Here is a 15410-nt window from a genome sequence, read left to right as displayed (position 1 = left end):
TACATAAGCATCGATTGAAGAAAGAAAATAAAAAAAGAGAGAAAGCATTCATAAAATAACTTTCTCTCCAATTGACTTAATTGCCAACAACACTACTTGACAAAGAGCCAAAAAAAAGCTACCCTCCCCGTATTGAGCAGGATAGCCTTTGAAAATTAATAGCTTAAGATTTGGTCAACAGTGGTGCGGTCTAGACGACGAACGACTTCTGTGACTAATTTAACCGTATTTAGATAGTCATCTTCATGAATCACGGAAGTATGTGAATGTAGATAACGAACAGGTACGGTAATCGCTAAAGATGGAATACCTTGACGGGTTAAGTGCATTTGACCTGCATCTGTCCCCCCACCAGCAATAACTGTGTATTGGAATGGAATTTCTAATTCTTCTGCTACATCGGTGACAAAGTTCAATAATTTCTTATGTGGAACCATTGAAGCATCGAAAATCAAGATTTGTGGTCCTTTGCCTAATACAGAATCTGCTTCTTTTGGTGTCATTCCTGGGGTATCACCTGCTGTACCGGTATCAAGCGCAAAGGCAATTTCTGGATCAGCAAGATAAGTACTTGTTCTTGCGCCACGTAAACCAACTTCTTCCATGACATCACTACCAGCGAATAATTGGTTAGGATGGCCGTCTTTAGCTAAGTTTTCTAGCACACGTAAAGCCACGGCAGTTCCGACACGGTTATCCCATGCTTTGGCTAAAAGGAACTTACTATCATTTAATCGTTTGTATTCGATATATGGGGTAATCATATCGCCAGGACGGACACCCCATGATTTCACTTCTTCTTCACTTGAACCGCCGACATCAATGAACATATCTTTAATATCATACGGTTTGTTACGCGCTTCTACACTTAAAACATGAGGTGGTTTGCAACCAATGACCCCATGAATCAATTTGCCTTCGCGGGTTTTAATTTCAACTTGTTGAGCTAGCATCACTTGTGACCACCAGCCGCCTAATGTTTGAAATTCGATGAAGCCTTTTTCCGTAATTTTGGTAACCATAAAGCCAACTTCATCCATATGTCCTGAAATAAAGATACGTGGACTCTTTTCATCTTGACCGTGTTTGGCAATCACGCTACCTAAACCATCAAAAATGATTTCGTCCGCATAGTCTTTGGCATAAGCTTTAAAGACTTCACGTACTTCTTCTTCATTACCTGGTACACCTCGAGCTGAAGTTAAGTCAATTAATAATTGTTCATCCTTTTGCTCTAACATCAAAATCCTTCTTTCTGTATATGTCATTTCATGAAAAAAGGAGAGCAAGCCCCCCTTTTTTTCAATATCATTTTTAATCGTTGTATTCTGCACGATATTTTTCGATTTCGGCTTTGTTTCCGTAAACGAAATGTCCTGGTACCACTTCTTCAAAAGTTGGCTTATCTACAGAATAATCATGCACACTTGGATCATAGACATGCAATTTTTTCTTCTTCGCCAAAATTGGGTCAGGAATTGGTACAGCAGATAAAAGTGCGCGTGTATACGGATGAATTGGATGATTGAATAATTCTTCCGCTTCGGCTAGTTCCACGATTTCACCACGATAGATAACCGCGATTCGATCTGAGATAAAACGTACCACTGATAAGTCATGGGCGATAAATAGATAAGTCACGCCGCGTTCTCTTTGGGCTTCTTTTAATAAGTTTAAGACTTGGGCACGAATTGATACGTCTAGCGCTGAAATCGGTTCATCCGCTACGACTAGTTCCGGTTCCATAATCATCGCACGTGCAATCCCGATCCGTTGACGTTGACCACCTGAGAACTCATGAGGGTAACGATACATATGTTCAGGTAGTAGTCCGACTTTTTCTAACATTGCACGTACTTTTGCTTCACGATCCGCATCATCTTTATAGAGGTTATAGTTGTACAACCCTTCAGAGATAATGTAATCAACCGTGGCACGTTCATTTAGAGAAGCTGATGGATCTTGGAAAATCATTTGAATTTGTTGGATGATTTCATGACGTTTTTGTTTACTAATTCCGCCATTAATCTTTTCACCTTTAAAATTGATTTCGCCTTTACTTGTTGGATTTAATCCTACAATCGCGCGACCAATCGTTGTTTTCCCTGAACCAGATTCGCCTACTAATGAGAAAGTTTCCCCTTTATAGATATCGAAATTAGCATTTTTGACTGCCACGAAACGACTCTTTCCTTCACCAAAGGCAATTTCTAAGTCTTTAATCGATAATAATACTTCTTTGTTTTCAGTCACGAATTAGTTCACCCCTTCTTCAAAATCATCAGCATCAATTTCTTGCGATAGTTGAACCATCCGCTCATGAAGTTGCTTAATTTTTTCAGGTGTGTCGACTTTTGGTGCTCGAGGGTCGAGTAACCAAGTCTTGGCAAAATGCGTCGGACTCACTTCAAACATCGGTGGTTCCGCTTTGAAGTCGATTTCCATCGCATATGGACTACGGAAAGCAAAGGCATCTCCAGCAATCTCTTTGTATAAAGAAGGTGGTGTCCCTGGCACGTAGTATAATTCTTCCCCTTTTTCACTCAATTGTGGAAGAGAAGATAATAAGCTCCAAGTATATGGATGCTTTGGATTGTAGAAAATTTCTTCTGACTTACCAATTTCAATAATTTGCCCCGCATACATAACAGCTACTCGGTCAGCAATCGATGCCACAACCCCTAAATCGTGTGTGATAAAGATGGTCGTAAAGCCATATTCTTTTTGTAAGTCTTTAATCAAGTCTAAAATTTGTGCTTGAATCGTCACGTCTAGCGCAGTGGTTGGTTCGTCACAAATCAATATTTTTGGGTGACATGCCAAGGCAATCGCGATAACAATCCGTTGACGCATCCCTCCAGAATATTGGAAAGGATATTCATCATAACGTTGGGCTGCATTTGGAATACCCGTTTTTTCCATTAATTCAATGGCTAATTGTTTCGCTTCTTTTGGTGTTTTGCCGCGGTGTTTGATAATTACTTCGGCAATCTGTGAGCCAATCGTTCTAATTGGGTTTAATGAAGTCATTGGATCTTGGAAAATGGTCGCAATTTCTTTCCCGCGAATATTTTCCCAATCTTTATCGGTTTTATAATCAGTTAGGACTTTACCATCATAAGTAATGGTTCCTCCACTGACACGTCCGTTTTGTTCTAACATCCCAGTAAATGTTTTGGTTAATACTGATTTCCCTGAACCAGATTCACCTACAATTGCTAAGATTTCGCCCTCTTCTAAACTCAGTGAGACATTCCGAATGGCCGTTAATTGACGTTTTCTGACTTGGAAGCTCACTGAAATATTTTCAGCCGTTAATATCGTCTTACTCATTTTCTGTGTCCTCCTTATAAGTGTGTTCTTGGATCGGTTGCATCAGCTAAAGTTTGACCTACAATATATAAAGAAATAGATACTAACGCTAAAACTGCAACTGGAATCCAGAACAAGTATGGATAGTTACTAATATTCGGTGTGTATTTAGAAATAATACGTCCTAACGAAGGTACATCTGCACTCAACCCAACGCCTAAGAATGAAAGAAAAGTTTCTGCTGAGATGAATCCTGGTAACGTACGAGAAATATCTGTCATCACAACAGAGATCAAATATGGCAAGATATTCTTACTAATCATTCGTGGTACAGGTGTCCCTAAATTACGGGATGCTAAATTATATTCACGATCACGCATAATCATTACTTGTACCCGAATAAAGTAAGCTGTCCCAATCCAGTTTGTTACACACATCGCAAAGACTAAATTCCAAAAACCACTACCAAAGGCATAGGCTAAAACGATAATGATTAATAGTGAAGGTACGTTTGAAATGACGTTATACACTTCAAGCATGACACGGTCAACTTTCTTGCTGACACCCCATAACGCCCCTACAATAACGCCAATCGTTGTGGTAATTGTTGTAGCTAACACACTGATTAAGATAGAAGTTCTCGCACCTGCCCAAACCGCATCGAATAATGATTGACCGTTGGCATCGGTACCGAACCAGTTCTCAGCACTTGGTGGATTATAACGTGCATCGAAGTTATTGATATTTGATACATTCATGAAATCATAACCACTAAATAAGGGTTGGATGAAACTCATCAAAATAATTAATACAAGTAATACCAGCATCGTAATGGCTACTTTACTTGAGAAAAACTTTCGTGCCACTGATCGCCAGTAGGAATACTTCGGCGTATCGATTTTTTCAGAATTAATCGTATCAATCGACACAAAGTTAAAATCTTCTTGGCTGATTTGATTTAACTTTTCCAATTCTAATCTCCTCCTGACAATTTAATACGTGGATCTAAGTAAACCATTAATAGGTCACCTAACAATACAGCTAATACCCCAACGACTGTGAAGATAAAGACAATCGCTACCGTTAATGGGTTATTATGTGAAAGAATTGCATCTGGTAACATTTTACCCATACCAGGAACGGCGAAAATCGTTTCGGTAATGGTTGCCCCAGCGATAGATAAGATGATGCTTCCTGGAATACCATTGGCAATTGGAATCACGGCGTTTTTGAAGATATGACGACGTGAAATTTCTTTAGAGGTCAACCCTTTTGATTTGGCAAATTTAACATAATCTGCAGACTGTTGGTCAATCATATAACGACGAACCCAAATAACTAAGCCAGAGACACTCAAGAACCCTAAGATAAAGGTTGGTAAGATATAGGATTTAATATCCCCTGCACCATAAGTTGGGAAAGATAATGGTAAACCAAATAAGGTATTTCCTAGATATCTAAAGAAGTAGACAAAGGCTAGTGACGGTGCTGAAATCATAACCGTTACTAACGCAATACCAATCTTGTCGGGTAGTTTACCTTTCAAACGCGCCATTAACATCGCCATAGGCACCCCGATAAGATAAGCAATCACCACTGCTAAGGCACCCATTCTAAATGAAATAGAAATCATCGAAGGGTCTTTGTAGTTTGGTTTTGTTTGCACATAGTTATCATGATACATTGCTCTTTCACGAGATGAAATTTTATTTGACTTTTTGTATTGGCGAGTGTAAATATTGGCAGAAGAACGCATGGTCTTGCCATCTGCTAAAGTAATTTCCTCACTCACCGTTTGTCCTTGACCACCAAATAAGACATCAGATACACTTTGTCCTGAGAACGTTGGATAAGAAGTTCCTAGATTGATGTGGATGATATTTTGGTGGATAAATGGAAATTGACCATTGAAGTAGATTTGATACTTATATTGCGTACCTGATCCGACTAAAGACCAACCAACCATTGGATCTTTTTCAATCTTCAAGTAACGCTTCAAATCTGGATTAGATGAATCTTTGACTTTCCAAGGATGGTCAATCACAATCAGATTTGAATAGAAATTCCAAATACGTTTTAATAATGGAATATCTTTTGTCGCATAGTAACGACCACTTTCAGGAAAAATTCCTAATTTCCAGCCATTTTCTTTGGCCCATTTTTGATACAAAGATTTGTTTTCCTTGCTTGGTTTTGCAGTTGCCTCTTTGTATTCTTTACGTACCTCTTTGACTAAATCACGAGAGTCTAGATACTCAATGTAACCCATGCGGTCAAAGGCCGTATTTTCATAGTTGGCCAATTCATCTGGATGGGCTTTTAATTTAGAATACGTAGAGTCCTCTTTAAAGATGGTATTTCGCGGTACTAACGTATAAATTAATACATAAGTGATAGTAGTTACTAAAAAGATACTCACGATAGAACGCAAAATACGAAAGAGTAGATAACGTTTATTCACTCAGCTTCCTCCTAAATTATCAATATACCTCGAAATATTAATTATTAAACTTTTGGCCGGTATTTTTCCCAATTCATTTATAACCACTTTCAAAGCATATCTTTTTAAATAGAGACTACCAAAATAGCTCAATTTTTACAAGAAAATTTGTATTTCCGTTGAGAATAAAAATCATCCTTAGACTTTCATTCTCAACGGCGCAAAATTTCCTACAAAAATCACTTACTATGATAGCACTAATTATACTGATTAAAAAGAGTAAAAAGGGCTTTTTTAATTTTTCGCCCTTTCTACTCCTTTAGTATTTTAACACATTTTACTTCGTATTTTCAGCTGTTTCTAGTCTTTTTTCTTCCCAATTCTTCAAAGCTTTTTGATATTGTTTGGTAGTTACAGCTTTGTCTTGAAGTTTCATGCCTTTGAATTTGTATGTTGCATTTGTAGCAGCCATACCACACCAACTAAATTGTCTAGTGAATGGTACAATCTTAGATACGCCTGGAACTGCACCACCAGCTTGGATAGGAATTTGTAAAGCATTTGCTGTTAACCAAGCTTCAGCATCTGCATAAGCATCATAACGTTTATTCACATCTTCAACTGCAGTGATTTTTGCAGCTTTGTCTAATAAAGCATCATATTCCGCTAATTTTAATTCATTTACTACTTGAGCAGATGGATTATCTTTAGCTGTTTCAGATGGTTGTAAACCTAAGTTATCCAATTGAGCACCTGATCTTGAATTATAGATGTCTAAGTAAGTTGATGGATCTAAGTAGTCAGGGCCCCAACCAGAAGCAGTAGAGATATCGTAGTCTTTATCTGCTGCTGTTGTTGCTTGATAAGTAGCAGCAAGATATTTATCTTCGTTTAATAATTGAATATCAATTACGACATTATCTTTACCTAATGTCGATTCAATTGAGTGCTTCAATGATTTTGCTTGGTTCACTAAAACTTCAGATTTTTCATCTTGAGGTAAGTCTAGGTGAATTGGGAATTGTACGCCTTGAGATTGTAATTCAGATTTCGCTTTTTCAAATAAAGATTTCGCTTTATCAGCATTGAACCAACCTTCTTGGCTATCCGCTAATTTCACATCGCTAAAGGTATCTGGGTCTAATTTGGCTAATTTTTCTTGTACAACTTCACCATAATCTTTACCGTCAACTGTTACGAATTGAGATGGTATTAACATATTACGGATACCTTGTGCTGCACCAGTTTTACCAACGTTTTGCGCAATATATTCTTCTTTATTTAACGCAAATTCTAAAGCTAGACGGAAGTTCTTATTCATAATAGCTTTATGAGTACTATCTTTTTCAGCATCTGTTTTCTTAGATGTTGCACTGTATGCTTTACGATCAAAGTTAAAGGTCATATTAAATGTTGAACCATTTGGTTGTGAGAAGTTAATAGCATCACCGTATTTAGCTTCTACATCTTTATAACCACCTGAGTTAGGATATACACGTGCATTTGAATAGTTACCTTGATCAAATTCTTTAAATAGCGAATCAGGATTGCTTCCATCAAAGTAAGTTAATTTTACATTATCAATGTAGACATGTTTTTTATCCCAATAAGATTCGTTCTTCTTATATTCAATTACTGATTTGGCAGTATTGTTTGTTAAAATGTAAGCACCATTATATAGAATGCTATCTGGTGTAGGTTGCCCGAAGTCTTTACCTTTAGATTTTAAGAATTCTTCATTCACTGGACACATGATACCGTAAGTTAATTTAGAATTCCAGAAGCTTTCTGGACGAGTTAACGTATATTGTAAAGTATAGTCATCGACTGCTTTAACCCCAACAGTAGAAAAGTCTTTCGTTACCCCTTTGACATAATCATCTAAGCCTTTAATACTATCTTGAATCACGTATAAAGTTTCAGATTTTGCATCAACGGCATGCTTCAAACCAGTTACCCAGTCTTGTGCTTTGACTTCTGCGTAGTCATTTCCTTCACTATCTACCCATTTTACGCCTTTACGTAGGTGATAAGTGTAGGTTAAGCCATCGTCACTTACTTCCCATGATTTAGCTAAAGCTGGTTTCAAATTACCGTACTCATCATTTTCCAACAAACCATCAATGAAATTTGCGAAGTGGTCCCCATTAGAACTTCGAGATGAGAAAGTATAGTCTAGACTATTAATATCTGTCTGATAGACATAAGAATAAGTCGTTTCCTTTCCAGAATCTGAAGCTTTTTTGTCGCCACCAGAACAAGCTGCCAATAAAACAGTACTTGATAACAATAAAGATGGCACTACGATTTTTTTCATTTTATTGCTCATATTGCATTCTCCCCTCTTTTTGTTCATAAAAAGTTCATAAAGCTATAAAAATATTAAGATAGGTTAAGAAAATTATAATTTTTTATCTAGCGGATGTCAATATATTCAAAATATTTTCTGTTATAACATTTTCTTATCGTCATTTACACACAGCAACAAATTCACAACTTCACAAAAGTTAGATGTTTTTTAACTTCAACCAACATTTGCTTATAAATTGATTTTATAACCGTATTATTGTTGACGGTTCCGCATGTATTTTAATAATTAATATTTTATTTTTTCGATTGGATTCACATGTTTCATTTCATTTTTATCTAATAATTGTCTTAAATTTTTTTACAATTCAAACAATTTAACGTCAAAAAAATTTTTTGTCATTTTTCAATTTGTTTCACAGCATTATGAAACATTCTCAACTTTTGTGAAGCTTGGTACTTTTAACCTTTCTTCTTGTCAAGCACCACTATATATTGTGTGCAATTAGATTTATATTCGTAATCTAGTACAAGATATTGATTGTAAATTTTCTCACTTTGTCTTATCATAGGTACAGATAAAAAACATTTATAGATAATGTTTACGGAATACACAAAGTTGGCTATTTAAGAAATTTGATTTCGAGATTATTGGCACTTTGTCTAGTATTTCCTTTTTATTTGAAGAAAATGATTGAAGGAGTGAGCAGCTTGTTAAATATAGCAATGCCAGTTGCGACAGATGAAGTAACTGAGAAATTATCTAAAATGAAAGTCGTGAAACGCGATGGCCGCTTAGTTGATTTCGATGATGAAAAAATTTACGATGCTTTGATGAAAGGTCGCAAAAAACTTAAAGAACCCCTTTCCCCATTAGAACACGAAAAACTAGTGGAAATCGTACAACTGGTAGATCGAGAAATTGCGGAACGTTTTACCGACAATGTCAAAATTTATGAAATTCAAAATATTGTCGAACACTTCTTATTAGAAAAATCATTTTTAGCCTTAGCGCAAGAATATATTAGTTATCGGACCAATCGCGATTTTCTGCGTAAACAAGCAACAGATATTAATCTTTCTATTAGTAAGTTGATTAATAAGGAAGAGACCGTCGTCAATGAAAATGCCAATAAAGATAGCGATGTGTTTAATACGCAACGGGATTTGACTGCGGGGATTGTCGGCAAATCAATTGGTCTAAAAATGTTGCCGCCGCATGTAGCCAATGCCCATCAAAAAGGGGAAATTCATTATCACGATTTAGACTATCATCCTTATGCCCCAATGACGAATTGCTGCTTAATTGATTTTAAGAGTATGCTAACAGAAGGATTTAAGATGGGCAATGCAGATGTCGAATCGCCTAAATCTATTCAAACAGCAACTGCCCAAATCTCTCAAATCATCGCCAATGTGGCTTCTAGTCAATACGGTGGTTGTTCTTGTGACCGAATTGATGAGTTATTAGCTCCTTTTGCGAAATTGAATTTTGAAAAACATTTACAAGATGCCAAAGAATGGATTGATGGTCAAGAACGGCAAGAAGCATTCGCCTACAAAAAGACAAAAAAAGACATTTATGATGCCATGCAAAGTTTAGAGTATGAAATCAATACCCTCTTTACTTCAAATGGTCAAACGCCTTTCACTTCACTTGGTTTCGGATTAGGGACAAATTGGTTTGAACGAGAAATTCAAAAAGCTATTTTACAAATTCGGATTGATGGTTTAGGTCGCGAACATCGCACCGCTATCTTCCCTAAATTAATTTTTTCTATTAAACGTGGAGTGAACTTAGAACCAACCGATCCAAACTACGATGTCAAACAATTGGCCTTGGAATGTGCAACCAAGCGCATGTATCCGGATATTTTAAACTATGATAAGATTGTCGAATTAACGGGTAGTTTCAAAGTGCCAATGGGTTGTCGTTCTTTCTTACAGGGTTGGAAAGATGAAAACGGTCAAGAAGTCAATGTCGGTCGGATGAATTTAGGCGTTGTTACCTTAAACTTGCCACGAATTGCGATGGAAGCCCAAGGTGATTTTGATAAATTCTGGAGTATCTTGGAAGACCGTCTGGATATTGTGAAAGATGCTTTAGTCTATCGCGTGAATCGTTGTAAAGAAGCACTCCCTCAAAATGCGCCAATTCTTTATATGTATGGTGCCTTTGGAAAGAGATTAAAACGCAATGGCAATGTCGATGAACTCTTTAGAAACAAACGCGCGACAGTCTCTCTTGGCTATATCGGTTTATATGAAGTTGCCTCAGCCTTTTACGGAGGTGCTTGGGAACACAATCCAGAAGCCAAACAGTTTACCCTTGACATCGTTAAGACCTTGAAAATGCACGCCGACCAATGGGGAGATGAATATGGCTATCACTTTAGCGTCTACTCTACGCCATCTGAAAGTTTGACAGATCGCTTCTGTCGTTTAGATACGTATAAATTCGGGATTGTGGAAAATATCACGGATAAAGAATACTACACCAATAGTTTCCATTATGATGTCCGTAAAAATCCGACGCCATTTGAAAAACTAGATTTTGAAAAAGACTATCCAAAATATTGCTCTGGTGGCTTCATCCATTATTGTGAATATCCAGTCCTTCAACAAAATCCAAAAGCCTTAGAAGCTGTCTGGGATTATTCTTATGATAAAGTCGGCTATCTAGGCACCAATACACCGATTGACCATTGTTACGAGTGTGGTTTCGAGGGCGATTTTACACCGACTGAACGCGGATTTGAATGTCCAGTTTGCCATAATCATGATCCAAGAACTTGCGATGTCGTCAAAAGAACTTGTGGTTATCTAGGCAATCCACAAGCTCGTCCAATGGTGCATGGTCGTCATAAAGAAATCTCAGCACGTGTTAAACATATGAAGGATGTGCACTAATGAATCATCCAAAACCAAAAGAATGGGATGCAAAGCTTTTATCTCAACGCATGATTGCCGACTATAAACCTTTTAACTTTGTCGATGGCGAAGGAGTCCGCAATAGTCTCTATGTTAGTGGTTGCTTATTTGCTTGTGAGGGATGTTTTAATAAAGCCGTCCAAAATTTCAACTACGGCACCCCTTACACAGAAGAACTAGAAGCCCAAATCATGGCCGACTTATCTCATAGCTATGTGCAAGGATTAACCTTACTCGGTGGCGAGCCCTTCTTAAATACGCCCGTCGTCTTACCACTCGTCAAAAAAGTCCGCGAAACCTTTGGCGACACAAAAGATATTTGGAGTTGGAGTGGCTATACCTTTGAAGAATTACTGCAAGAAACTCCTGATAAATTAGAACTGTTAAGCCAAATCGATGTTTTAGTCGATGGTCGTTTCGAATTAGCACAAAAAGACTTGAACCTACAATTTCGAGGCAGTCGGAATCAAAGAATTATCGATGTTCCTCAATCCTTAAAATTAAAACAAGCCGTCATTTGGTCAAAATGTAAAGATGCCGACCAAAGTTACGAACAAATCAAACGTAGTGAATTAGGCGGCTAAAATGAAAATCTCAAGGAAACAGTGACTCATCTGTCGTCCTTGAGATTTTTTTCATATTCAAATAATGGTAAGGTAATCAATTCATAGGTCTTATCTTTTAAATTGGTCAAGGTGACGCCTAACAAGCGAATCCCCCGGCCTTCCTCATAGGTATCTTCAAATAAAAGACTCGCCTTCGAAAAAATATCCTCTTTATGATCAATAAACTCTGGGAAGGTCTGTCTCTTGGTAATTGTCGTATAATCATCGTAGCGCAGTTTTAAGACCACGGTTTGTCCTTGTTTTTCTTGCTTGCTAGCTGTATTAGCAACACTTTCTGATAATAGACGTAGCTGTGAAATCACCTGGTTCATCGAATAAAGACTCTCACCAAAAGTATGTTCCTTGCCAATAGATTTGCGTTCACGATTGGTCACGACAGGGGAATTATGAATCCCCCGAACTTTACGATAAAGCGAATACCCCATCTTGCCAAACGCATGAATCAGTTCCATTTCTGATTTATTGTACAAATCTTCACCGGTAAAAATCCCCATCTCATGCATTTTAGGAATCGTCTTTTTCCCCACACCATGAAACTTCTCAATCGGTAATGGTTTTAAAAACGCCTCGGCTTCTCCTGGCATAATCACAGTCATGCCATGGGGTTTGCGATAATCTGAAGCTAATTTGGCTAAAAACTTGTTATAACTCACACCTGCTGAACAAGTCAGATGTAATTCACGCCAGATATCTTCTTGAATACAGCGTGCGACTTTGATGGCACTTTTTGAACCAATTTTATTTTCGGTCACATCTAGATAAGCTTCATCAATCGACATCGGTTCAATCAAGTCTGTATAGCGATGAAAAATGGCGCGAATCTGACGGGAAATTTCTCGATATTTTTGATAATTACCGGGAACAAAGACGGCTTGCGGACATAATTCATATGCTTTTTTGGCACTCATCGCCGAATGTATCCCGTACTCTCTAGCCTTATAATTGCAAGTCGTCACCACACCACGGCCTTTGGTATCTTTGGGATGACGGGCAATCACTAGAGGATGCTTAGCCAACTCAGGATTGTCACGCTCTTCTACTGAGGCAAAAAAAGCGTCCATATCAATATGAATGATTTTACGGCTCATGTCATTTTTTAAGGGAAAACGCATCTCCGCCATATCTCTCACCTGTTTCTCAAACTTTTCTATCTCTATTATACAAGAACAGACATTCCGTTTCAATCTTCAGGCACATAAGAAATCAAGTCACCCGGTTGACATTCAAGTACTTCACAGATTTTTTCTAAAGTCGAAAAACGAATGGCCTTTGCTTTGCCACTTTTCAGGATAGATAGGTTGGCAATTGTAATATCGACGGCTTCAGAGAGTTGCGTTAAGGTCATTTGGCGCTTTTTTAAATATTGGTCTAAGTGTATTTCAATCATTTAAATCACCATCTCTAATTCATCTTGTAAGGATAGTGCTTTTTGGTATAACTTTGAAAAACTGAAACTGATTAAAACCATCGTGAAAAAAACAAGACAAATGGCTAATCCTATCAGCATCACACCTGGTGCATCGCCTAAATCTGCCCAGCGATAAAACATCGGTAAAATGCCTAGACTTAAGAAAAAGATAACACCACTCGCATAGCTTACTTGCTTTGTATAGATGAGTAACTCTTTTTGAAAAGCATGTTGACTTGATTTTTGCCAAATACGCACACTCTTGACTGCCAAATAGCTAATCGTTGCTGCTGCTAAAATCAAACAAATAAGCGTTAAGTTGTTTTGCCAAATCATACCTTGATGCTCGCTGGTAAAAATCTGTACGCCCACAAGAAAACTCATCAACCAAAAAATCACACTCAATAAGATACTAACGAAAGTAATCATATATTTTTCCATTTTCATCATCCTTCCTTTGCCTAGAGTATAGCAGATTTTTATCGAAAAACAATAAATTTTTATCGAAAAACAATAAAAATAAGCTAGCGAGCATTTACTCACTAGCTTATGGGAGGTCTTAATTGATGAAAATGTTTTGCGAGCCGCTCGTAGCTGATCAAGCTGCTTCACGACCTTTATTCTATATTGCTTCTTTGCCTCGTTGGCCAGTGCGGATGCGGATGACTTCTTCGATTGGTGAGATAAATATCTTGCCATCACCGACTTCTCCTGTGCCACAAATCATCAGAATACGATTGACCACACTTTCGACATCTTTATCTTCTAAAACAAAGCTGACCTTGACTTTTGGTAAAAGATTGGTAATAATCGCCTTGCCACGTACATATTCTTTAACGCCTTTTTGATTCCCATACCCTAAGACTTGGGTAACGGTCATCCCGGAAATCTCAAAATCACGGTTAATCTCAGCTTTTAATTCTTCTAATTTTTCTAAACGAATGACTGCTTCTATTTTCTTCATAAACGCTACCTTCTTTCTTATGAATCTAATCCCATAAAGGTTGGATAAGCCGTTTCATCATGTTCGATACGGTCCATACCAAGTGCTTCTTCTGAGTCAGTGACGCGAATTGGCATAAAGAATTTAATTACGCTGATAATCACGAAACTTAATAGACCGGCAAAAACAATGGTAAAGACAATACTTTCAAGCTGAGCTAAGAATAATTGAACATTGCCATAGAATAAACCAGCTTTCCCACCAACTGCAGGATCGGCGAAAATTCCTGTCATTATTCCACCGAAAATCCCACCAACACCGTGACAGCCAAAAGCATCTAGCGCGTCATCTAATTGCAATTTTTGCTTGATAACAGAAATAAAATAGAAACAAAACGGACTCACTAAAAATCCGATAATAATGGAAGACCATAGTGAAACAAAACCTGCGCCTGGGGTAATCGCAACTAAGCCTACAACAGCACCTGTACAAGCACCGACTACAGTAGGTTTGCCAATGACTAGTTTTTCAATCAACATCCATGATAGCATCGCACTAGCTGCAGCGGTATTCGTTGTTAATAAAGCATGAATCGCTAAACCATCGGCTGCAAGTGCTGAACCGGCATTAAAGCCAAACCAACCAAACCATAAAAGGCCCGCACCAAGTACTACAAATGGGATATTATGTGGACGATATTCGATTTGCGCATATTCGCGTCGTTTACCCACTACATAAGCTAATACCAAACCTGAAATACCAGAGCTAATATGCACGACATTTCCACCAGCAAAGTCAATTGAACCAATCGCATCTAGCAACCCTTTGCCCCAAACCATGTGAGCTAATGGGGCGTAGACAAGAATAATCCAAGCAGCGATAAATAAGAAAATCGCCGAAAACTTCATCCGGCCAACTACTGAACCAGTGATAATCGCTGTAGCAATCAACGCAAACATCATTTGAAAGGCTGCGAATAGTCCTTCTGGGATGCCATCACCTTTTGTCATTGATACATGGTTAAAAAAGACTTTATCCAAATTTCCGACTAATAGATGATTGCCGCTAAAGGATAACGAATAACCAATCGCAATCCATAATATTGAAGCCAATCCTAAAGTACAGATAACCATCATCATCGTATTTAAGATATTTTTTCTTCGCTCTAGCCCGCCGTAAAAGAAAGCTAGTGCCGGGGTCATTAAGAATACTAACCCACTACAAATCAAAATAAATGCAATGTTTCCTGTTTCCATTTGAATCTCTCCTTTTTTATCGTCCTAAACGACTGAATGATAACCAACTTTTTTAAGGTAACCTACCTTATGTCAGAAATACTAACACATCTTTTTTGAATTTTCTATCTTTTCGACTGAATTTGTGCAATTTTCTGAAAATTTGTCACATACTATGTTAACTTTTCTGACACACATATCAAAAAAA

The 15410-nt window shown here is 37.6% G+C and carries 13 protein-coding genes; 2 read left to right on the top strand and 11 right to left on the bottom strand.

Annotation, left to right across the window (positions count from 1 at the left end):
- Positions 1-155: 155 nt before the first annotated feature.
- The 6 genes from ACTQZM_RS07620 to ACTQZM_RS07595 form a co-directional block, all read right to left on the bottom strand.
- Positions 156-1241, bottom strand: coding sequence for a M42 family metallopeptidase (locus ACTQZM_RS07620; RefSeq protein ID WP_441653377.1), 1086 nt, complete (start codon positions 1239-1241; stop codon positions 156-158).
- Positions 1242-1314: 73 nt separating this feature from the next.
- The gene (locus ACTQZM_RS07615) at positions 1315-2253 is read right to left on the bottom strand and encodes an ATP-binding cassette domain-containing protein (RefSeq protein ID WP_113783768.1); all 939 of its coding nucleotides are present in this window, start codon (positions 2251-2253) and stop codon (positions 1315-1317) included.
- Between the two features lie 3 nt (positions 2254-2256).
- Positions 2257-3333: an ABC transporter ATP-binding protein gene (locus ACTQZM_RS07610; RefSeq protein WP_441653376.1), complete on the bottom strand. Its 1077-nt coding sequence runs from the start codon at positions 3331-3333 to the stop codon at positions 2257-2259.
- 14 nt (positions 3334-3347) lie between these two features.
- Positions 3348-4283, bottom strand: coding sequence for an oligopeptide ABC transporter permease OppC (gene oppC, locus ACTQZM_RS07605; protein ID WP_113783764.1), 936 nt, complete (start codon positions 4281-4283; stop codon positions 3348-3350).
- Positions 4284-4285: 2 nt separating this feature from the next.
- A complete protein-coding gene (locus ACTQZM_RS07600) occupies positions 4286-5773 on the bottom strand; it encodes an ABC transporter permease (protein WP_441653375.1) in 1488 nt (495 codons plus the stop codon).
- Positions 5774-6089: 316 nt separating this feature from the next.
- Positions 6090-8081: a peptide ABC transporter substrate-binding protein gene (locus ACTQZM_RS07595; protein ID WP_441653374.1), complete on the bottom strand. Its 1992-nt coding sequence runs from the start codon at positions 8079-8081 to the stop codon at positions 6090-6092.
- A gap of 704 nt (positions 8082-8785) precedes the next feature.
- Here ACTQZM_RS07595 and nrdD point away from each other — a divergent pair.
- Together nrdD and nrdG are read left to right on the top strand one after the other, a co-directional pair.
- Complete coding sequence (gene nrdD / locus ACTQZM_RS07590) at positions 8786-10969, top strand: anaerobic ribonucleoside-triphosphate reductase (protein ID WP_441653378.1); 2184 nt, start codon at positions 8786-8788, stop codon at positions 10967-10969.
- Complete coding sequence (gene nrdG / locus ACTQZM_RS07585; protein ID WP_047342180.1) at positions 10969-11574, top strand: anaerobic ribonucleoside-triphosphate reductase activating protein; 606 nt, start codon at positions 10969-10971, stop codon at positions 11572-11574. Before nrdD ends, nrdG begins: the two co-directional genes overlap by 1 nt.
- Positions 11575-11600: 26 nt before the next feature.
- Here nrdG and dinB read toward each other — a convergent pair whose 3' ends face one another.
- The 5 genes from dinB to ACTQZM_RS07560 form a co-directional block, all read right to left on the bottom strand.
- Positions 11601-12737 carry a DNA polymerase IV gene (gene dinB, locus ACTQZM_RS07580; protein WP_441653373.1) on the bottom strand — a complete coding sequence of 379 codons (1137 nt, stop codon included), beginning with the start codon at positions 12735-12737 and terminating at the stop codon, positions 11601-11603.
- A 59-nt stretch (positions 12738-12796) separates the two neighbouring features.
- On the bottom strand, positions 12797-13003 hold the full coding sequence (locus ACTQZM_RS07575; RefSeq protein WP_087662732.1) for a helix-turn-helix domain-containing protein: 207 nt from the start codon (positions 13001-13003) through the stop codon (positions 12797-12799).
- Positions 13004-13465: a DUF2975 domain-containing protein gene (locus ACTQZM_RS07570; RefSeq protein WP_441653372.1), complete on the bottom strand. Its 462-nt coding sequence runs from the start codon at positions 13463-13465 to the stop codon at positions 13004-13006.
- Positions 13466-13646: 181 nt separating this feature from the next.
- Positions 13647-13988 carry a P-II family nitrogen regulator gene (locus ACTQZM_RS07565; protein WP_441653371.1) on the bottom strand — a complete coding sequence of 114 codons (342 nt, stop codon included), beginning with the start codon at positions 13986-13988 and terminating at the stop codon, positions 13647-13649.
- Positions 13989-14005: 17 nt separating this feature from the next.
- Entirely contained in the window at positions 14006-15223 is a 1218-nt protein-coding gene (locus tag ACTQZM_RS07560) for an ammonium transporter (RefSeq protein WP_248621098.1), read from the bottom strand.
- Positions 15224-15410: the final 187 nt, after the last annotated feature.

The organism is Enterococcus cecorum, from assembly GCF_052119425.1.
GTDB classification, from domain to species: domain Bacteria; phylum Bacillota; class Bacilli; order Lactobacillales; family Enterococcaceae; genus Enterococcus_E; species Enterococcus_E cecorum_C.
This window is presented reverse-complemented; position numbering and strand designations above follow the sequence as displayed.